This window comes from Microbacterium sp. CSI-V, from assembly GCF_001984105.1.
Classification (GTDB): domain Bacteria; phylum Actinomycetota; class Actinomycetes; order Actinomycetales; family Microbacteriaceae; genus Microbacterium.
In genome coordinates this window covers 398,497-416,486 of record NZ_MTQM01000009.1, presented here as the reverse complement: position 1 = coordinate 416,486, position 17,990 = coordinate 398,497, and the positions used below count along the sequence as shown (strand labels likewise).

Sequence of the window (17,990 nt, the reverse complement as noted above, 5' to 3'; positions counted from 1 at the left end):
CGGGTGGCATCCAGACAACTCAGGCATGCCGTCGCGCCGGGGGCGACCACGGGGCCGACCGTCGCGGTGGAGCCGTCGAGCACGAGCGGCAGGTGCACGACGTCGTGGCGCATCAGGTCGACCGCCCTCCGCGGGTCGACACGGTGCGCCGCGAGGAGCAGCACCCGGGAGCCCGGCGGCGCGGGGTGGGTCGCGGGCCCTGCCCAGTCCACACGGGGCGTTCGGGCGGGCAGGGCGGCCAGCACGGCGCGCACCGCCGCGGCGGGGAGGTCGTCGGCCACCTGGAGCGCGACCGGCGGCGTCCGCCGTCGTCGCACGAGCGCCGGCGAGAGCTGCGACACCAGGTCGTCGGCGTCGCGATCCCGGCCGCCGTGCACACGGATCAGCGCCCGGAGCGCCGCGCGCGACGTGCCGAACTCGAGCGCGGTGAGGGCGGGATCGGTCCAACGGTGGCGGTGCGCCAGGTGGGCCCGCGCGGGAGAACCGAACTGCACGGTGCCGTCGTGGCGCCAGAGCGGGGGAGCGGAGGGGTCGAGTCGGATCATGCCCCGATGATGGCGCGGGTGCGGCACACCGGCGGCGTTGTCCCCAGGGCCCCGGCGTCGCAGGGGTCCTGGGGAGGAGGCCTCAGACCGGGCGCTGGTCGCCGGGTGTCGGTTCCTCGCCGTCGTCGTCGGCGGCCGGGTCGCCCTCGTCGCCGGTGCCGGACGAGGCCGCCGTCTCTTCGGCGATGAGCTGCGCGAGCGCGTCGTCCATGGCATCCGAGGGGGCCGTCTCGCCGCGGGACGCGGCCGTCAGCCGCGCCACGAGACCCGCGGGGTCGTCGATGTCCTCCGCCGTCGGCATGAGGTCGGGGTAGTCCCACAGTGCGTCGCGCCCGGCGACGCCGACGGCGTCGGTCACCGCGCGCCACATCGCCGCGGCCTCGCGCATGCGACGGGGGCGCAGCTCGAGCCCGACGAGCGAACCCAGGGCCTGCTCGGCGGGACCGCCGACCGCGCGGCGACGGCGCACGGCCTCGGCGATGCGGGCGGCGGAGGGGAGACGCGACGTGGCGTCGTCGGTGACGACGTCGACCCAGCCTTCGATCGTGGCCAGGAGGTTCTCGAGACGCGTGAGCGCGGCGGTCTGCTCCTCCGACCGCTGCGGCAGGAGGGCGCCGCTCTCGAGTGCGCTGCGCAGCTCGTCGGGCTGCGACGGGTCGAAGCGCGACGCGAGCTCTTCCAGTGCGTCGGTGTCGACGCGGATGCCGTGGGCGAACTCCCGCACCTGCGAGATGACGTGCAGGCGGAGCCACCGGGCGTGCCGGAACAGGCGGGCGTGCGCGAGCTCGCGCGTCGCGAGGTACAGCGCCAGCTGGTCGTCGGGGATCTCGAGATCGCGCCCGAAGTCCGCGAAGTTCTGCGGAAGGATCGCCGCGTCGCCGTCGGGCATCACGGGGATGCCGACGTCACCGCCGCCCACGACCTCCGTCGACAGGCGTCCGACGACGTGGCCGAGCTGGGTCGCGAAGAGCGAGCCGCCGACGGTCCGCATGAGCCGCCCGGCTCCCGCGATCAGATCCTGCATGTCGTCGGGGGCCTGCTGCCCGAGTGCGTCGGTGAGCGCGTCCGCGATGCTCGTGGCCACCGGTTCGGCCAATTCCTGCCACACCGGGAGAGTGGCGCTGACCCACGCGCCGCGGGTGACCGCCTTCGGCGGGCGCGGAAGGTCGCTGATGGTGGTCGCCTCGCCGAGCCACAGGGCGGCGAGCGAGAAGGCCTGATCGAGGTCGGTGCGCTCTCCGGCGGAGACACCCAGTCCGTCCTGGTTCGCGATGTGCAGCGCCTGGCGCTCGGCCAGACTCCAGTCGATGCCGTCCTGCGGGTTGGCAAAGGCGCCCTGCAGCTGGTTCATGACCGCCTGCATCATCGCCGGGTCGATCTGCATCCCGGACAGACGCGAGAGCTCCGCCGCATCCAAGCCGGAGGTGTCGCCCGACATCAGGCGCCGCATGAGCTCCTGGAACTCCTCCTCGGGGTTCCGGTCGTCGTCTGCCACTTCAGCCGCCTTTCAGCCGGGTCAAGGGGAACGGCATCTACGCTAGTCGCACGATTCCTCGCTTCTCTCGGCTCGGCCCCTCGCCGCTTACGCCGCGCGCGAACGACCCGGCAAAGGTAGGACCCGTGACCCTGTTCGACGAGAACGTCTCCGTCGTGCCCGTCCCTCGGCGACAGCGGAGTCGATCGACCGTCGTCGGCGTGTGGTCCCTCACCGTGTCGGTGCTCGTGCTGCTCGTCCTGTCGTTCCTGCCGTCGCCGTACGTCATCCAGCAGCCGGGGCCCGTCCTGAACACCCTGGGCACGTCGACCGACGCCGACGGCAACGAGGTGCCGCTCATCACCGTGCCCGACGAGAAGGACACGCCGTCGGAGGGCCGACTCGACCTGCTGACCGTCCAGATCAACGGCAATCGCGAGCGCACCCCCAGCTGGATCGAACTCGCGCAGGCGTGGTTCGACCCGTCCCGCGCGGTGGTTCCGCTCGATCGCATCTTCCCGTCCGGACAGTCGACCGAGCAGCGCAACACCGAGAACGCCGCTCTGATGAGCGATTCGCAGCTCGAGGCCTCCGCCGCCGCTCTCCGCCAGCTCGGCTACACCGTTCCGCAGGACGTGGTCGTGGGGACCATCGACGATTCGGGCGCGTCGGCGGGGGTGCTCGAGCTCGGCGACGTCATCACCTCGCTCAACGGCCAGCCCGTCGCGAGCGTGACCGACATCCGGTCGGCCGTGCAGGCCGGCGGTGGGGCACCGGTGACTCTCGGCATCGACCGCGGAGGCGCGCAGAGCTCGGTGTCCGTCACCCCGCGCCTGACCGATGTCGACGGCCAGCAGCAGCAGTGGCTCCTCGGGGTCGGACTGACCCTCACCTTCGACCTCCCGGTCGACGTGAAGATCCAGATCAACAACGTCGGCGGACCGAGTGCCGGCATGATGTTCGCCCTGGGCATCATCGACAAGATGTCCACGGGCGACCTGACCGGCGGTCAGCACATCGCCGGCACGGGCACCATCGATGCGGACGGCAACGTGGGCGGCATCGGCGGCATCCGCCAGAAGCTCTACGGGGCCCGCGACGCCGGTGCCACGTGGTTCCTCGCGCCGCAGTCCAACTGCGACGAGGTGGTGGGACACGTGCCCGACGGCATCCGCGTGTTCTCCGTCTCCACCCTGCAGGATTCCCTCACCGCGCTCGAGGCGATCCGCGACGGAGGCGATCTGGACGCCCTTCCGACCTGCGACGGGACACCCGCCTCGGGATCGTAGTATCCACGGCATACCCCCAGAAGTGGCCGCCTAGGATGGACGGGTGACCACGACCTCAGCGCCGAACCAGGCCACGCCCCCGAACCGTTCACGACGGATCATCTCGATCTCGCTGGCGGTCATCGCCGCCCTGGTCGTGGCTTTCTTCGTCTTCGCGAACCTCTACTCCGACTGGCTGTGGTTCGCGCAGCTCGGTTTCACCGAGGTGCTCACGACGCAGTGGATCGCGCGGACGGTGATGTTCGTCATCGGTTTCCTCGCGATGGCGATCCCGGTGTGGGGCGTCATCCAGCTCGCGTACCGACTGCGCCCCGTCTACGCTCGGCTGAGCTCGCAGCTCGACCGTTACCAGGAGGTCGTGGAGCCGCTGCGTCGACTCGCGATGTGGGGGATCCCGATCTTCTTCGGCTTCTTCGCCGGCTTCGCCGCCTCCGCGCAGTGGGAGACCACGTGGCTGTGGTTCAACGGCGTCGCGACCTCGACCACCGACCCGCAGTTCGGTCTCGACACCGGCTTCTACCTGTTCGCGCTGCCGTTCTACACCACGGTCCTCGGCTTCGCTTCGGCGGTCGTGCTCGTGTGCCTCCTGCTCACCGCCGTGGTGTCGTACCTGTACGGCTCGGTGCGGGTGGGGCAGCGCGAGCTGCGCATCTCCAAGGCCGCACGCATCCAGCTCGCGATCCTCGCCGGCCTGTACCTGCTCCTGCAGGGCGGGAGCCTCTGGCTCGACCGCTACACGACGCTGGTCAACCAAGAGGACCGCATCACCGGCCCGGGATACGTGGGCGTGAACGCCGTCATCCCCGGTCAGACGATCCTCGCGATCGCCGCCGTCATCGTCGCGCTCGCGTTCTTCGTGACCGCGGTCATCGGGCGCTGGCGCTACCCCCTCATCGCGACGGCGCTGCTCGTGGTCTCGGCCATCGTCGTCGGCGCGGCGATCCCGTGGGCGGTCACGACCTTCCAGGTGCGCCCGAACCAGCTCGCCCTCGAGAGCCAGTACTACCAGCGCAACATCGACAGCACGAAGGCCGCGTACGGCATCGACGGCATCGAGAAGGAGAACTTCGCCGCCGCCACGACCGCCGAGGCCGGTCAGCTGCGCAACGACGCCTCGTCCACGGCTCAGCTGCGCATCATGGACCCGGCGATCATCGGTCCGACCGTCCGCCAGCTGCAGCAGTACCGCGCGTACTACCAGTTCAACAACCCGCTCGACGTCGACCGCTACACGATCAACGGTCAGACGCAGGATGCCGTGGTGTCGCTGCGCGAGCTCAACATCGGTCAGCTCGGCGACGCCGCGTCCTGGCAGAACACCACGCTCGTCTACACGCACGGCTACGGCATGGTCGCGGCCGCGGGCAACGAGCGCACGGATGACGGCGACCCGGTGTTCCTGGAGCAGGCCATCCCCGGCACCGGCTTCCTCACCGATCTCAAGTACGAGCCGCGCGTCTACTTCGGCGAGCAGTCGCCGCCGTACTCGATCGTCGGCGGCCCCGAGGGCGGCGAGGACATCGAGCTCGACTATCCCCTCGGTGCCGACGGCGGCACGGAGACCCGCACGACCTTCCGCGGCGACGGGGGACCGAGTGTCGGCAACGTCTTCAACCGCCTGATCTACGCGCTGAAGTTCCAGTCGGAGCAGATCCTGTTCTCGGACTACGTCAACGAGGACTCCCAGATCCTCTACGACCGCAACCCGAAGGAGCGCGTCCAGAAGGTCGCGCCGTACCTGACGCTCGACAGCGACCCGTACCCGACGGTGGTCGACGGGCGGGTCAAGTGGGTCATCGACGGCTACACCACGAGCGCGAACTACCCGTACTCCTCGGGCGTCTCGCTGTCGCGGGCGATCGCCGACTCGAACACCCCGTCGCCGACGTACTCGCTCGACAACATCAACTACATCCGCAACTCGGTGAAGGCCACCGTCGACGCCTACGACGGCAAGGTCACGCTGTACGCGTGGGACGACGAGGACCCGATCCTGCAGGCGTGGCAGAAGATCTACCCCACGAGCCTCCAGCCGTGGAGCGAGATGTCGGCCGACCTCATGAGCCACGTCCGCTACCCGACCGACCTTCTGAAGGTGCAGCGGTCGATGCTGGGCGTGTACCACGTCGATGACGCGCGGTCGTTCTTCCAGCAGGACAACCGGTGGACGACGCCGAACGACCCGCAGAACGCCAACGAGCTGCAGCCGCCGTACTACCTGACGATGAAGATGCCCGGTCAGGACGCTCCGTCGTACTCGATGTTCACGAGCTTCATCCCGGCATCCCAGGGACAGGCGCGCAACGTCCTGACGGGGTATCTGGCGGTGGACTCGGATGCCGGTGATCAGAAGGGCGCGAAACGCGGCGACTACGGTCGATTGCGCATGCTCGTGATCGATGCCGAGACGCCGGTGCCCGGCCCCGGTCAGGTGCAGAACACCTTCGACTCGGATACCACCGTGTCGTCGCAGATCAACATCCTGAAGCAGGGCCAGTCGCAGGTGCTCAACGGCAACCTGCTCACGCTCCCCGTCGGCGGCGGTCTGCTGTACGTGCAGCCGGTCTTCGTCCAGTCCTCCGGCGGCACGCAGCTTCCGCAGCTGCGGCGCGTGCTCGTGGCGTTCGGTAACAAGATCGCGTTCGAGAACACCCTCAGCGAGGCGCTGGACTCGCTGTTCGGCGGTGATTCCGGTGCGGCCACGGGCGACGAGTCGGTCACCCCGACCGACCAGACCGGCACGGGCGGCGATGGAACGTCGACCACGCCGACGGCACCGGCCGGTGACTACGCGGCGGCGTTGGCCGAGGCTCAGGCGGCCCTCCAGGCGAAGCAGGAGGCGCTGACCTCGGGTGATCTCGCGGCCTTCGCCACGCAGGACGCCCGTCTCAACGCGGCCGTGCAGCGTCTGATCGAACTCGAGAATCAGGCCCAGGGTGGGACGGCGACGCCGTCGCCGACCCCGACGCCCGGCGGCTGACCCGCGCACGCGACAGAGGCCGGTTCCCTTCGGGGAGCCGGCCTCCCCCGCATTCCGTGCGGGCATTCCCCGCGGGCGCCGCCGCGGTCGCGCCGCACCCGCGGTCGCGCCGCACCCGCGGTCGCGCCGCACCCGTGACCCCGCGCCGGCCGAGCGGCATCCCCCGTTTCGGTGTCCAGGACACGCGGATGGCGGTGGTCGGCATCCGCGTGTCCTGGACACTCAGGATGCCGCCGGCGCAGAGACCCGTCCGCAGCGGTGCCTCAAGCGCTGAGGAACCACCACCAGATGAGCAGCATCGTCGTGCCGAAGCCCGCGATCTGGTTGAGCCAGAGGAATCGGTTCCACCCCGCGGTGGCGCTGTCGGAGGTGGCATCCGTGACGTTGCGGTACGGCCAGCACACGACGAGGTACGGGATCACGAGCAGCGCCGCGAGCGGTCCGGGCCACGCGGTGAACAGCATGACGAGGCCGGCGAGGGCGTAGGCCGTCAGGGCGAAGCGCACCGTCCACCGCGCGCCGCGGGCGGTGGCGATCGACGAGATGTCGGCGGCGCGGTCGGCTTCGACGTCCTGGACGGCGCCGAAGGCGTGCGAGGCGATTCCCCACAACGCGAAGGCGACGAGCACGGCCACGAGCTGCCACGTCCAGGTGGCACCGGCGAGGACGAGACCGTACACGGCGGGGGAGAAGAAGTGGATGCTGCTGGTCACCGAGTCGGCGAAGGGGCGCTCCTTCAGCCGCAGCGGGGGAGCGGAGTAGAACACCACGAAGAACAGACTCAGGGCGAGCACGAGCCACGACAGCGGGGATCCGACGACGACGAGGAAGACGACGAACGGCAGGCACGACAGCGCCGATGCCCACAGGGTGATCGGGTGCATGCGCTTGGCGAGCACCGCGCCGTGCGTTCCGCCCTTGCGGGGGTTGCGCAGGTCGGATTCATAGTCGAAGACGTCGTTCACCCCGTACATGGCGAGGTTGTAGGGGACGAGGAAGAACAGGATGCCGACGACGAGGACGACATCGACCTGACGGGTGGTGAGCAGGTAGGCGGCCGCGAATGGGAACGCGGTGTTGATCCAGCTCACGGGTCGCGAAGAGACGAACAGCTCCCTCAGCACGCGTCCCGGGGTCAGGGCGGGGGTGGTCATGCGGTTTCCCTCCGGGCTGGGGCGAGAGTGAAGAGGGCGGGGACGAGGAACGCCGCGCACAGGGGGTACGCGAAGTCCTCCAGCGGTGCCAGGCCGATTCTGAGTCCGCTGAGGTGCTCCGGCGGGTAGGAGAACAGTCCGACGGCGATCATGACGTTGTCGAAGACGGCGGTCAACGCGACGAGCACGAGCGCGGTCCAGCCCGATGCGCGCATTCGCCGCGCGAAGCCGGGACGTCTCGCGCTCAGCAGGGTCACGACGGCCGTCACGGCGACGAAGGGGACGACGATCAGCGCATATGTCACGACGCGGACTCCTCCGCCTCGACGCGCGCCGGGGAACCGGCATCCCGCTTCGCCTGACGCCGCTCGAACACCGTCCACAGCACGACCGCGAGGTAGCTGAGGAAGAGGAGGAAGAACACCTCTTCGAGCGGCAGATGCGGGGCCAGATCGATGCCGACGAACAGCGGGCTGTGGCCCTTCACGAAGACCCCGGTCAGGATGCCGACCGCGTCCCACAGGAGGAAGAACACCGTTCCGAGCCCCACCGCCAGAAGCGTCCGACGCGGCGCCGTCCGCAGGGCGAGACCGAATCGGAGATCGAGGGCGATCATGCCCGCCAGCGAGAACAGGATCGCGCCCAGGTAGATCCCGGGCACCTCAGACCGCCGCGCGAGCCGGCTCGTTCAGGGGTCCCGCGGTGCGGTCGCCCGCCATGCGCTTGACCACGAGCTCGGCCGAGATCAGGCACATGGGGAGTCCGATGCCCGGAAGCACCGAGGTTCCCGCGTAGTACAGGTTCGACACCTTCCGCGAGCGGTTCTTCGGACGGAAGATCGCGCTCTGGCCCAGCGTGTGCGCGAGCCCGAGCGAATTGCCGTGCCACGCGTGCAGGTCCTGGGCGAAGTCCTCGGGTGCGATGGTCTTCCGCACGACGATGCGCTCGGCGAAGTCCGGGATGCCGGTCCACTCGCCGATCTGCGCGATCACCCGGTCCGCGGCGGCCTCGATGCGCGGATCGCCGGCACCGGCGACACCGCCGCGGCCGCTGACGGGATCAGCGGGTACGGGTACCAGGACGAAGAGGTTCTCGTGTCCCGCCGGAGCGACGGAGTCGTCCGAGGCGCTCGGCCGGCAGACGTAGATGGACGCGGGGTCGGGGATGCGCTTGTGCTCGCCGAAGATCGCGTCGAAGTTGGTGTGCCAGTCGTCGGTGAAGAGCAGCGTGTGGTGGGTGAGCTGCGGAAGCTCTCCCTTCACGCCGAGCAGGAGCAGCAGCGCCCCGGGGCTCGGCACGCGGTCCTTCCACCACTTCTCCGGATACTGCCGATCACCCTCTTCCAGCAGCTGGGTCTCGGTGTGATGCAGGTCCGCGCCCGAGACCACGGCATCCGCCGGAACGATCCGGCCGTCCGCGAGCCGCACGCCGCGGGCGATGCCGTCGTCGGTGATGATCGCCTCGACGGGGACGCCGGTCTCGATCTGCACGCCGCGCTCTCGCGCGAGCCGCTCGATCGCGGCGATGATCTCGGTGAAACCGCCGCGCGGGTAGAGCACGCCATCGCCGAGGTCGAGGTGGCTCATCAGGTGGTACAGGCTGGGCACCTCGAACGGGGATCCGCCGAGGAAGACCGACGGATAGGCGAGGATCTGCTGCAGCCGCGGGTTCGAGAAGTCCCGCGTCACGCGCTTCCACAGCGTCTGCGTGAGCAGTGGGATGAGCGTGGGGAGCCGCTTCACGAGGGCGGGGTCGCGCAGCCCCTGCGTCGAGGAGTAGGTGTCGTACAGGAACTTCGACGTCGACAGCTCGTACGCGTCCTTCGCCGAGTCGAGGTACGCCTCGACCTTGTCTCCGGAACCGGGCTCGTGCTCTTCGAACAGCGCACGGACGGCATCCCGGCCGGACACCACGTCGATGGGCTCGCCCTTCCCGGGAGGACCGTACACGCGGTACGCGGGGGCCAGGCGCACCAGGTCGAGCTGTTCCGCGGCGCTCGTACCGAGCAGGCGGAAGAAGTGGTCGAAGACCTCGGGCATGAGGTACCAGCTGGGCCCGGTGTCGAAACGGAAGCCGTCGCTCTCCCACGACCCGGCGCGACCACCGAGCTGCTCGCGTCCCTCGAACAGGTGGACGTCGTGTCCCTGATCGGCCAGGAGTGCGGCGGTGCCGAGGCCGGCGATCCCTCCTCCGACGACGACGATGCGCTGCGAGGTCATGCGTGGGCCCCTTTCGGTGGGCGTCCGAGGAAGGCGCGCACCGCGAGGGTCGCCTTCACTGCGTCCGGGACGCGGACGCGCGGCGCGCCCGCGGGGGTGCGGCGCAGACGCCGCGAGAGCTCCGCGAACAAGTCGTGCGCGGCGGTGACCGCGCGGCGGCAGTCCGGCGGGAGGAACGGGACCGTCGCGGCGGCCGCAGCCAGGTCGGCGTCGATGCGGTCGAGGACCGCCGTGCGACGGTCGTCGTCGGCGGCGCCGTCGAGGTAGTCACGGCCGAGGCGGGTGGCGTCGTCGTCGAGGTCGCGGAGGAAGTTCACGTCCTGGAAGGCCGCCCCCAACCGACGGGCTCCGTCGACGAGGTCGGCGGCGGGGCGCGCCGGCTCCGACATCCCCGCGTTGAGGAACACCTGCAGGCACATCAGACCGACGACCTCGGCCGATCCGTACACGTACGCGTCGTGCGACGCGTCGTCGTGGGCGGCGGTGTCGAGGTCGGTGCGCATCGAGGCGAAGAACGGGGCGATGAGGTCGTCGCCGATGCCGCACTCGCGGGCGGTGCGCGCGAAGGCGTGGACGACAAGGTTCGCGCTGAAGCCCGAGGCGATGGCATCCCGCACCTCGTCCTCGAGCGCGTCGAGCGTGGCACGTTCCTGCGCGGGGGAGAGCCCGGCGTCGTGCGCGGGGCCGTCCACGATCTCGTCGGCCACGCGGACCAGGGCGTAGATGTTCCGGACGTGCGGCCGCGGACGGGGGCCGAGCAGGCGACATGCCAGGGCGAACGAGGTGGAGTAGCGGTTGATCACCGCGGCGGCGGCGTCGTCGGCCGTGCGCGTGTACAGTTCCAGGCCGGTCGCGGTCGCGCTCACGGGACGCGTCCCTGCACGGCGTCCACGAGGTCGTGCAGCATCGTGCGGCACTCCTCCGGAAGGGTGGATGCCGTGACGATCGCGCGCGCTTCGTCCAGAGTCCCGCGGACGAGGTCTTCCAGCCGCGCCCGCGCGCCGGACTCGCTGAGCGCCCGCTGGGCCGCGCGGATCGCGACCGGGCCGGTGTGCGCCTGCGCGAGCGCTTCGCTCACCGCGGGCCACGACTCGGCCTCGCGGGCAAGGACGATGAGGTGCGTCTTCTTCGCCTCGCGGAGGTCGCATCCTTCGTCCTTGCCGGAGATCTCGGGCGAGCCGAAGGCGCCGATGAGGTCGTCCACCAACTGGTACGCCAGGCCGAGCCGCTGCCCGAAGCGTTCGAGGGCGGCACGGACCGGGCCGTCGGCGCCGGCGAGCACCGCTCCCGCTTCGAGGGGCGCCGAGAACGAGTACACCGCGGTCTTGTCGTGCGTGGTGCGCAGGATGGTCTCGGCATCCACATCACGGGCGGACACGGCGTTCTCGACGTCGGCGAGCTCTCCGGCGGCGGAGATCAGAACAGCGTCCTCGAGGAGGCGGAGGAGGTCGCCGCGCACGCCCGTCGGCAGGTCGGCCAGAGCGACCAGACGCCCGGCCTCGTGGAGCAGCAGGTCGCCGGCCAGGATGCCGGCCGCATCTCCGAGGAGCGCGGCGCCCGTGGCATCCGCGCCTCGCTCTTCGCCCCGGGCCCGGAACTCGCCGCCGACATTGGCGACGCCGCGTCGCTCGGTGTCGTGGTCGATGACGTCGTCGTGGACGACGAAGGCGGTGTGCAGGAGTTCGAACGCGGCGGCGACCTGGTAGAGCGCGGCACGATCGGTCTCGGCACCGCCGAGCGTGTCGAACGCGGCGACCACGAGGAGCGGCCGGAACCTCTTGCCGCCCCGGGCGGAGCGGGCGATCGCGGATGCCAGGGCCCGGGCGCCGTCGCCATGGTCGCGGAGGCGTCGGGCTAGACGGATCAGAACGGTGTCGATCGCGTCGTCGATGGCGGCGCGCGCCGTGGGTGTGGTGGAGAGAGCGATCATGAGGCCGCCCGGATGGCCGGCGGGGAGGAGAACAGGTGAAGCTGCTGTACCTGGAGAACGAGCCACGGGCTGAACGCCCACGGCGTGGCCTCGAGCGCGGCGGCGAGGTCGGCGGGGTCGACCCAGCGCGATTCCGCGACCTCGGACGGGTTCAGCCGCGGCTCCTCGTGAGTACGGGCGACGTACACCGGGCAGATCTCGTGCTCGACGATGCCGCTGGCGTCGACCGCGCGATAGCGGAAGAGCGGAAGGGCGAGCTCGACGTCGGAGATCGTGAGTCCGACCTCGAAGGCGGCGCGACGGTGAACGGCCTGCAGGACGGGCTCGGCCGGACCCGGGTGGCCGCAGAACGAATTCGTCCAGACGCCCGGCCACGTCTTCTTGTCGAGCGCGCGACGCGTGACGAGCACCTGACCGTCGGCGTTGACGACGTGGCAAGAGAACGCCAGGTGAAGAGCCGTGTCGGTGCCGTGCACACTCGCCTTCGGTGCCGTTCCGATCTCGTTGCCCCAGTCGTCCAGGAGGACGACATACTCGGTCTCGCTCATCGTGCCTCCTGTTTGCTAGTTTAGCTAGCGATGTCAGCCGACTATACCCAGAGCGAAACGGAGGTGTCCACCGTGTCCGTCGTCGACGCTTTTCGTGCTAACAGACCCGGTGTCGTCCGTGCGATGGAGTCGGTCCGCGCTCTGAGCGATGCCCTCGACCGCATGAACAGCGGCATGAAGGGCGACATGGACATGAACGCCAGCGACCTCGCGACGCTGCGGATGCTGATCATCCGCGAGCAGCGCGGACAGATGGTCAGCCCGCACGATGTGGCATCTCACCTGCGGATCTCCACGGCATCCACGACCAAGCTGCTCGATCGGCTCGCGGCGTCCGGGCATCTCGAGCGGCGTCCGCACCCCTCCGACGGCCGGGCGCGGGTGGTGGTCCTGACGCCGAAATCCCGAGCGGAGTTCTTCCGGCACTTCGGTGCGCACCTCGCGGCGATGGTCGCGGTGGCGGAGGGATTCTCCGATGAGCAGCTCGCGACGATCGCCGAGTTCGTCGACGGACTGAGCGAGGCCATCAGCGGCTCCGATTGAGTGCCCCCCGCGCCACGCGAAGGCCGACATCGTCGAAGATCGCGCGCGGATTGGCGCCGCGACGCGCGGAGGCGCGGACGACCGCACGCGCATCGCTCCACCCGCCGCCGCGGAACACCCGGGCGTCGCTCGTCTCGGGCGCGAAGAGATCCCAGCACCACTCCGACACGTTGCCGAGGATGTCGAACAGGCCGTGGAGGTTCGGGAGGCGTCCGCCGACCTCGACCGGTCCGCGCAGGCCGTCGCCCGCGGTCCACGCGATCTCGGCGATCGGTCCGTAGGTGGATCCTGTGGATCCCGCCCGACACGCGTACTCCCACTCGTCTTCGGTCGGCAGTCGGAAGCCGTCGGCCTCCGTGTCCCAGTCGACGACTTCGCCGTCATACGCGTAGACAGGATCCCGGCCCTCCCACTCGCTCAGCGCGTTGCAGAAGCGCACCGCGCGCAACCAGCTCACCTGCACGGCGGGGCGGCGCGGGTTCTGGGCCGTGATGCCGAGGATCTCCGCCATCTGCTCCTCGGTCACCGGGTAGACACCGATGTCGAACGCCTCGACGGTGATCTCGCGGCGGTCCTCGCCCCGCTGGTCTCCGCGCAGCACGCTTCCGGCGGGGATGCGGGTCATCTCGACGTCGCTCATCGCCGCCCGCCCGTCTCGCTGCCGGATCGGCCGTCCGTGGAGCGGGGGGAGGGGTCGCGTGAGTGACGGAGCATGGTTCCAGTGAATCGGTCTGGACCCGGTCTGACAGCCGGGTTGACGGGACGGCGCCGAAATCGGAAGGGCGATGCCGCTCAGTAGTCGTCGCCCGGCCACGTTCCTTCGGGCAGGACGAAACAGGGGGAGAACGACGTGATGCGGACCCCTGCGCGGTCGGGATCCTCTGACACGAGGTACCCCGCCCGACGAGGTGAGCCCTCGGCTCTCCGCCGGAGGTCTGCTTTAGAAGGTTAGTGAGACCCGCGCTCAGTACGGCCGGCTCGGTGAGACATCCTCGGGCAGGACGAAGCACGGTGAGAAAGACAAGATCTGGACGAAGGTCTTGTCCACGGAGAGCGCTACGAGGTACCCCTCGCCGTTGCCGCCGACCACATGAGCACTCGGCTGGCCGTCCGGCGTGAGGTCGGTCTCGGTCGTGTAGGAATCGCCGCCGTTGTACTCAGATGCAATCTTCTCGGTGACCGCTTCCCCGTCGTAGGTGACTCCCGGATTCAGTCTCACCTTCGTCTGGCCTGACCAGAGGTACTCTCCTTCCTTCGTGCACGACATGAGGGCACCCGTGGGGTTCTGGTCAATCGAGGCCACCTGCTCAGTCGGCACAAGACCCGCGAGAGTCTTCTCCATGTCCTGCGCTATCGTCTTGGCCTCGTCTATGGTGACTTCCTCATGCACGGTGGCGTCTCCTGTCATGGGGCTGCATCCGGTCAAAGTTAGGAGCAGTAGAGCGATAGCCATCGTCCCCGCGTGTGATTTCATCGCTCGATCTCCCGGAGCATGTGGAACAAGGCATTCTGGTTGTCTGGATTGTCGCTGGCGATGAGATTGTGATTTGCGACCGGCGAGGTGGTCAGCGGTATCGATGCTGGAGGCTGGGGCGAGACGACGACAGTGTCTGAACCCGTTCCGGTAGGAAGGTAGAGCGTGAAGTCACCCTCTCGACCGTAGACATGCGACGCGAAGGCAGCTTCTCGGGTCGGGATGCGTCCGTCCCACACGGCGCCAGTCCCTTGCATGATCGAGAGGGCATCCGTGTAGCCCCAGTGGAGGTACTCCGTGGTCGGGCTCGGCGTCCAGCCCGAGGGCATCCCCGCTCCGGCCAAAGAGTGCACCTGCGAGTACTTCGCCCCTGCTACCTCCGACGAGGTGATCCCCGCGAGTCCCCACGAGTGGCCCATGCCGTCGTGTTGAGCGGAAGCCGCCTCGGGCGACGACGAGAGGAGTTCCTGCTGGAAGTCGGCGATGAGTCGACCCTTCTCCAGGGCAGCGCCCTCGTCGTTGGCTTCGAGGATCCGCGAGGGGTCCATTCCTCCGGAAGCCACATCCTCGCCAGGGAACAGTCCCTCCTTCCACACGAAGGTGACGGTGCGGGGGTCGTTCGTCTGTAGCCATCGACCGACCTGCTGTACCTGATCACCGTAGAAGCTGTGCACGCTCGTGTACGTGCCAGGCACGTAGGTGATCACATCCGTCGTGTTCTCATCGAGAGTCCCGATCATCTCGATGATGCTCTGCGAATCCGGCTCGTAGAGATAGAGCTGAACGTCACCATCGGCTGCCCGTTGCAGATAGTTCCGTTGACGTTCCAGCTGGCCGATCACGTCCTTCCACGCGAGGTAGTCCGGCCCACCGTGTCCTCGGGACATGTCCTGCATGCGCTGGATCGCGGCCTCGATCGCCGGGATCCGGTTGTTGGCATTCACGGCGTTCGCCGCCACGCGGCTCGCCGGAGGGACGCCGCCGAGCGACCCCACGATCACGGAGGCGCCCAGCACCAGCGCGTCGAGAGCGCCGGGGTTCGAGGCGGTAAGCTGAGTCCACCAGGCGTTGACCGCCGTGGCATCCGGAGGATTCGCCGCGAACAGCCGACGCCAGTCGTCGTGGGCCGCGAGCAGCGCGCGGGCGTCGTCGGCCGTTCCCGCGCTGAGCTTCTCGAGGATCGCGAAGCCCACGCCGTCGGCGACCGCGTCGTACTCGGCCGCCCACGCGGAAGAGGACGGCCGTGCGCCGACGACTCCGGTGGTCGACAGCACGACGTCGGGTTGCCCGATGGATGCCAGGTCGCCGCGCGCCTCCTCGATCGCGGTGTCTCGGAGGGTGCGGAGGGACAAACACTCGCTGATCAGTTCTTGGTTGCGGAGGAACTGACCGGGTCCCCACGTGTCGTCGCTGCTGCCGAGACCCATGTCGTCGGACGACGCCCGGAATCCGCGGACGGCGTCGCGGAAACTCACGACCTCGGTCCGCAGTGACGTTTCCTGCGCGCGGGCCAACGCGAGCTGGTCGGCGAGCTGGGCCATGATCGCGGCGACGCGCCTTGCGGTGTCGGCGAAATCGTCCGCAGCTCGCGGAACGACGGTCATCCGTGCGAGCAGCTCTCCCGCCTCGGGTGCCTCGTAGCTGGCCGGGAGGGTGTTCCAGGTCGACGAGATCCGCTCGGCGGAGTCCGTGGCGGCATCGGCGTGCGTGCGCAGCGACTCCGCTGCGGAGGAGAGCGCCGACGGGTCGATGTCCACCGTGGGTACGTCGGCGAGGGCCACGAGCGTCATTGCACCAGCGCCTCTCGTCGGCCGAGGCCGGGCGTGTGGGGGAGCGCTACTGACGCTTCCGTGCCGGACGTCGTGGATGCCATGTCGTCGTCGGCCTGCACGTACGCGAGAGCGACTCGACCGGCCGCGGTCACGACGGCGCCGCCGTGCTGGACCGCTCCCGGACCTGTCCGTCGCCGTTCGTCCGCTGCGCCGTTCACCGCTGAGCTGAGGCCGGGGTCGGCCGCGACGATGCCCGCGATCCGGTCGAGGTCGGAGACCGCCCCGGTCACCGATTGCTCCAGCGATTCGAGCGCCGTCGCCACCGTGTCGGTGGTCGAGAGGAAGCCCGCCACATCGATCGAATACTGCCCGCCCATGCGCTCCATGCTAAGCAGACGCTTATCCGGAATGCAGGGGCTTGCGTCGATCTGTGGATGAACGCGCCCGCCGAGAGGCGTCTGCAGGAGCCGTTCTCGTCTGTGCAGACGGCCCGCGCCGGGGAAAGGCGAAGGCCCCGGATCCGAGGATCCGGGGCCTTCATTTGTTGCGGGGACAGGATTTGAACCTGCGACCTCTGGGTTATGAGCCCAGCGAGCTACCGAGCTGCTCCACCCCGCGGCACAAGAGATAAACCTAGCACGGGTTTCGGGTCGTGTCGAATCGACGTTGATTCGGGCGTCGTGGACGGGCCATGATTCGGGGATGCTGACCCCCACCGACGACCCGCGCGACGACCTCCGCGACGGCCGCCCCGAGAGTGCGGCGCAGCGCGCCGACCGCAACTGGGCGGACGTCCTGCAGGAACTCCGGGTGCTGCAGACCGGCACCCAGATCCTCACGGGGTTCCTCCTGGCGCTGGCGTTCCAGCCGGCCTTCGCCGGCCTCAGTGGACCGCAGCGCACCGGCTACCTCGTGCTCGTCGGGCTCTCCGCTCTGACCGCGATCCTCGCCCTCGCCCCGGTCGCGCTGCACCGCGCGGTCTTCCACCGCGGTGTGAAGCCCGTCGTCGTCCGGTTCGGTCATCGTGCCCTCATCGCCGCGCTCACTGCGGTGGCGGTGCTCCTGACCGGCGTCGTGGCGTTCGTGTTCGACGTGGTCGTCGGTGTCGACGCCGCCGTGGTCGCCGTGGTCGTGCTCGTGGTCGTGATCCTCGTACTGTGGGTCGTGGGTCCGGCGGTCCTGCGCCGGCTCAGCGGCGAGAACCGGGTCAGCGGTGAGAGCCGGTCGGGTGACGAGAAGGGACGCGGATGACGCACGACAGCGTGGGAGTGGCGGTGGCGCAGTTCGCCCCGACCGTGTCGAAGCAGACCAACCTGGATGCCATCGGCGACCTCGCCCGCACGGCCGCCGCCCGCGGCGCCCGGGTGATCGTGTTCCCCGAGTACTCCAGCTACTTCGTCGACCCGTTCGACGCGTCGCTCTCCGAGAACGCCGAAGACCTGGGCGGTCCGTTCACGAGCGCACTACAGGCCCTCGCCACCGAGTTGGACGTCGTGCTCGTCGCGGGGCTCGTGGAGCGGGCCGACGACGGGCGCCGCGTGCGCAATGCCGTCGTGGCCGTCGGGGGCGCCGGCATCCGGGCCGTGTATCGCAAGCTGCATCTCTACGACGCGTTCGGTCAGCGTGAGTCGGACTGGGTGGCCCCCGGCGAGATCGCGCCTCCCGAGACCTTCGAGGTGGACGGTCTGCGCTTCGGCCTCATGACCTGCTACGACCTGCGCTTCCCCGAGGTGGCGAGGACCCTCGCCGACGCGGGGGTGGACGTGGCGCTCGTTCCTGCGGAGTGGGTGCGCGGCCCGCTGAAGGAGCACCACTGGATGACGCTGCTCACGGCGCGCGCGATCGAGAACACGTTCTTCGTCGCCGGCGCCGACCACCCGCCGCCGCTCGGGGTCGGTCACTCGACGGTCATCGACCCGCAGGGCGTCGCCCTCGCCACGATCGGGACGGCCACCGACGTCGTCGTCGCCCACATCGATCCCGGCGCGATCGCCCGGGTGCGGCGCGTGAACCCGGCGCTCGACCTGCGTCGGTTCCGGGTCACCCCGCGCTGACGCCCGCG

17 protein-coding genes and 1 tRNA gene are annotated in these 17,990 nt (G+C 69.6%); 5 read left to right on the top strand and 13 right to left on the bottom strand.

Features of this window, described 5'->3' with window-relative positions; translation table 11 throughout:
* Positions 1 to 627: 627 nt before the first annotated feature.
* Positions 628 to 2,040 (bottom strand): zinc-dependent metalloprotease, encoded by a 1,413-nt coding sequence (locus CSIV_RS12750; RefSeq protein WP_077051763.1) that lies wholly within the window; start codon positions 2,038 to 2,040, stop codon positions 628 to 630.
* 125 nt (positions 2,041 to 2,165) lie between these two features.
* Between CSIV_RS12750 and CSIV_RS12745 the strand changes: the two genes are divergently transcribed.
* Together CSIV_RS12745 and CSIV_RS12740 are read left to right on the top strand one after the other, a co-directional pair.
* Positions 2,166 to 3,308 (top strand): YlbL family protein, encoded by a 1,143-nt coding sequence (locus CSIV_RS12745; protein ID WP_077051762.1) that lies wholly within the window; start codon positions 2,166 to 2,168, stop codon positions 3,306 to 3,308.
* 43 nt (positions 3,309 to 3,351) lie between these two features.
* Positions 3,352 to 6,288: a UPF0182 family membrane protein gene (locus tag CSIV_RS12740; protein ID WP_077051761.1), complete on the top strand. Its 2,937-nt coding sequence runs from the start codon at positions 3,352 to 3,354 to the stop codon at positions 6,286 to 6,288.
* A gap of 263 nt (positions 6,289 to 6,551) precedes the next feature.
* Here the strand turns inward: CSIV_RS12740 and CSIV_RS12735 are convergent, their stop codons facing one another.
* The 7 genes from CSIV_RS12735 to idi are packed head-to-tail and all read right to left on the bottom strand — an operon-like array spanning position 6,552 to position 12,139.
* Positions 6,552 to 7,442: a prenyltransferase gene (locus tag CSIV_RS12735; protein ID WP_175627612.1), complete on the bottom strand. Its 891-nt coding sequence runs from the start codon at positions 7,440 to 7,442 to the stop codon at positions 6,552 to 6,554.
* A complete protein-coding gene (locus CSIV_RS12730) occupies positions 7,439 to 7,747 on the bottom strand; it encodes a lycopene cyclase domain-containing protein (RefSeq protein ID WP_077051760.1) in 309 nt (102 codons plus the stop codon). Before CSIV_RS12730 ends, CSIV_RS12735 begins: the two co-directional genes overlap by 4 nt.
* Entirely contained in the window at positions 7,744 to 8,103 is a 360-nt protein-coding gene (locus CSIV_RS12725) for a lycopene cyclase domain-containing protein (RefSeq protein WP_077051759.1), read from the bottom strand. Before CSIV_RS12725 ends, CSIV_RS12730 begins: the two co-directional genes overlap by 4 nt.
* A 1-nt stretch (position 8,104) precedes the next feature.
* Positions 8,105 to 9,661, bottom strand: a complete 1,557-nt coding sequence (gene crtI / locus CSIV_RS12720; RefSeq protein WP_077051758.1) for a phytoene desaturase family protein — start codon at positions 9,659 to 9,661, stop codon at positions 8,105 to 8,107.
* The gene (locus CSIV_RS12715; protein WP_077051757.1) at positions 9,658 to 10,527 is read right to left on the bottom strand and encodes a phytoene/squalene synthase family protein; all 870 of its coding nucleotides are present in this window, start codon (positions 10,525 to 10,527) and stop codon (positions 9,658 to 9,660) included. The genes crtI and CSIV_RS12715 overlap by 4 nt, the downstream gene beginning before the upstream one ends.
* Entirely contained in the window at positions 10,524 to 11,591 is a 1,068-nt protein-coding gene (locus CSIV_RS12710) for a polyprenyl synthetase family protein (RefSeq protein WP_077051756.1), read from the bottom strand. Before CSIV_RS12710 ends, CSIV_RS12715 begins: the two co-directional genes overlap by 4 nt.
* Positions 11,588 to 12,139 carry an isopentenyl-diphosphate Delta-isomerase gene (gene idi, locus CSIV_RS12705; protein ID WP_077051755.1) on the bottom strand — a complete coding sequence of 184 codons (552 nt, stop codon included), beginning with the start codon at positions 12,137 to 12,139 and terminating at the stop codon, positions 11,588 to 11,590. The genes CSIV_RS12710 and idi overlap by 4 nt, the downstream gene beginning before the upstream one ends.
* 72 nt (positions 12,140 to 12,211) lie before the next feature.
* Here idi and CSIV_RS12700 point away from each other — a divergent pair, with 72 nt between their 5' ends.
* Positions 12,212 to 12,682: a MarR family winged helix-turn-helix transcriptional regulator gene (locus tag CSIV_RS12700; protein WP_238592376.1), complete on the top strand. Its 471-nt coding sequence runs from the start codon at positions 12,212 to 12,214 to the stop codon at positions 12,680 to 12,682.
* Here the strand turns inward: CSIV_RS12700 and CSIV_RS12695 are convergent.
* The 5 genes from CSIV_RS12695 to CSIV_RS12675 all read right to left on the bottom strand — a co-directional run bounded on the left by CSIV_RS12695 (position 12,666) and on the right by CSIV_RS12675 (position 16,546).
* Positions 12,666 to 13,322 (bottom strand): formylglycine-generating enzyme family protein, encoded by a 657-nt coding sequence (locus CSIV_RS12695; protein WP_077051753.1) that lies wholly within the window; start codon positions 13,320 to 13,322, stop codon positions 12,666 to 12,668. The two genes, CSIV_RS12700 and CSIV_RS12695, sit on opposite strands and share 17 nt — an antisense overlap.
* A 324-nt stretch (positions 13,323 to 13,646) precedes the next feature.
* The gene (locus tag CSIV_RS12690) at positions 13,647 to 14,090 is read right to left on the bottom strand and encodes a hypothetical protein (protein WP_077051752.1); all 444 of its coding nucleotides are present in this window, start codon (positions 14,088 to 14,090) and stop codon (positions 13,647 to 13,649) included.
* Between the two features lie 62 nt (positions 14,091 to 14,152).
* Entirely contained in the window at positions 14,153 to 15,946 is a 1,794-nt protein-coding gene (locus tag CSIV_RS12685; RefSeq protein WP_077051751.1) for a hypothetical protein, read from the bottom strand.
* Positions 15,943 to 16,305 (bottom strand): hypothetical protein, encoded by a 363-nt coding sequence (locus CSIV_RS12680; protein ID WP_077051750.1) that lies wholly within the window; start codon positions 16,303 to 16,305, stop codon positions 15,943 to 15,945. Before CSIV_RS12680 ends, CSIV_RS12685 begins: the two co-directional genes overlap by 4 nt.
* Before the next feature lie 167 nt (positions 16,306 to 16,472).
* Positions 16,473 to 16,546: transfer RNA gene (locus CSIV_RS12675), tRNA-Met, on the bottom strand.
* Positions 16,547 to 16,630: 84 nt separating this feature from the next.
* On the opposite strand from CSIV_RS12675, the gene CSIV_RS12670 reads away from it, so the two are divergent.
* Both CSIV_RS12670 and CSIV_RS12665 read left to right on the top strand, forming a co-directional pair.
* Positions 16,631 to 17,179, top strand: coding sequence for a DUF6328 family protein (locus CSIV_RS12670; protein WP_077051749.1), 549 nt, complete (start codon positions 16,631 to 16,633; stop codon positions 17,177 to 17,179).
* Positions 17,176 to 17,982, top strand: a complete 807-nt coding sequence (locus CSIV_RS12665; protein ID WP_077051748.1) for a carbon-nitrogen hydrolase family protein — start codon at positions 17,176 to 17,178, stop codon at positions 17,980 to 17,982. Before CSIV_RS12670 ends, CSIV_RS12665 begins: the two co-directional genes overlap by 4 nt.
* Positions 17,983 to 17,990: the final 8 nt, after the last annotated feature.

Excerpts from the sequence above, each read along its gene's own strand:
- CSIV_RS12735 (WP_175627612.1), bottom strand. The coding sequence starts at position 7,442 with ATGACCACCCCCGCCCTGACCCCGGGACGCGTGCTGAGGGAGCTGTTC.
- CSIV_RS12710 (WP_077051756.1), bottom strand. The coding sequence starts at position 11,591 with ATGATCGCTCTCTCCACCACACCCACGGCGCGCGCCGCCATCGACGAC.
- CSIV_RS12670 (WP_077051749.1), top strand. The coding sequence starts at position 16,631 with ATGCTGACCCCCACCGACGACCCGCGCGACGACCTCCGCGACGGCCGC.
- idi (WP_077051755.1), bottom strand. The coding sequence starts at position 12,139 with ATGAGCGAGACCGAGTATGTCGTCCTCCTGGACGACTGGGGCAACGAG.
- CSIV_RS12690 (WP_077051752.1), bottom strand. The coding sequence starts at position 14,090 with ATGACAGGAGACGCCACCGTGCATGAGGAAGTCACCATAGACGAGGCC.
- CSIV_RS12680 (WP_077051750.1), bottom strand. The coding sequence starts at position 16,305 with ATGGGCGGGCAGTATTCGATCGATGTGGCGGGCTTCCTCTCGACCACC.
- crtI (WP_077051758.1), bottom strand. The coding sequence starts at position 9,661 with ATGACCTCGCAGCGCATCGTCGTCGTCGGAGGAGGGATCGCCGGCCTC.
- CSIV_RS12665 (WP_077051748.1), top strand. The coding sequence starts at position 17,176 with ATGACGCACGACAGCGTGGGAGTGGCGGTGGCGCAGTTCGCCCCGACC.
- CSIV_RS12685 (WP_077051751.1), bottom strand. The coding sequence starts at position 15,946 with ATGACGCTCGTGGCCCTCGCCGACGTACCCACGGTGGACATCGACCCG.
- CSIV_RS12695 (WP_077051753.1), bottom strand. The coding sequence starts at position 13,322 with ATGAGCGACGTCGAGATGACCCGCATCCCCGCCGGAAGCGTGCTGCGC.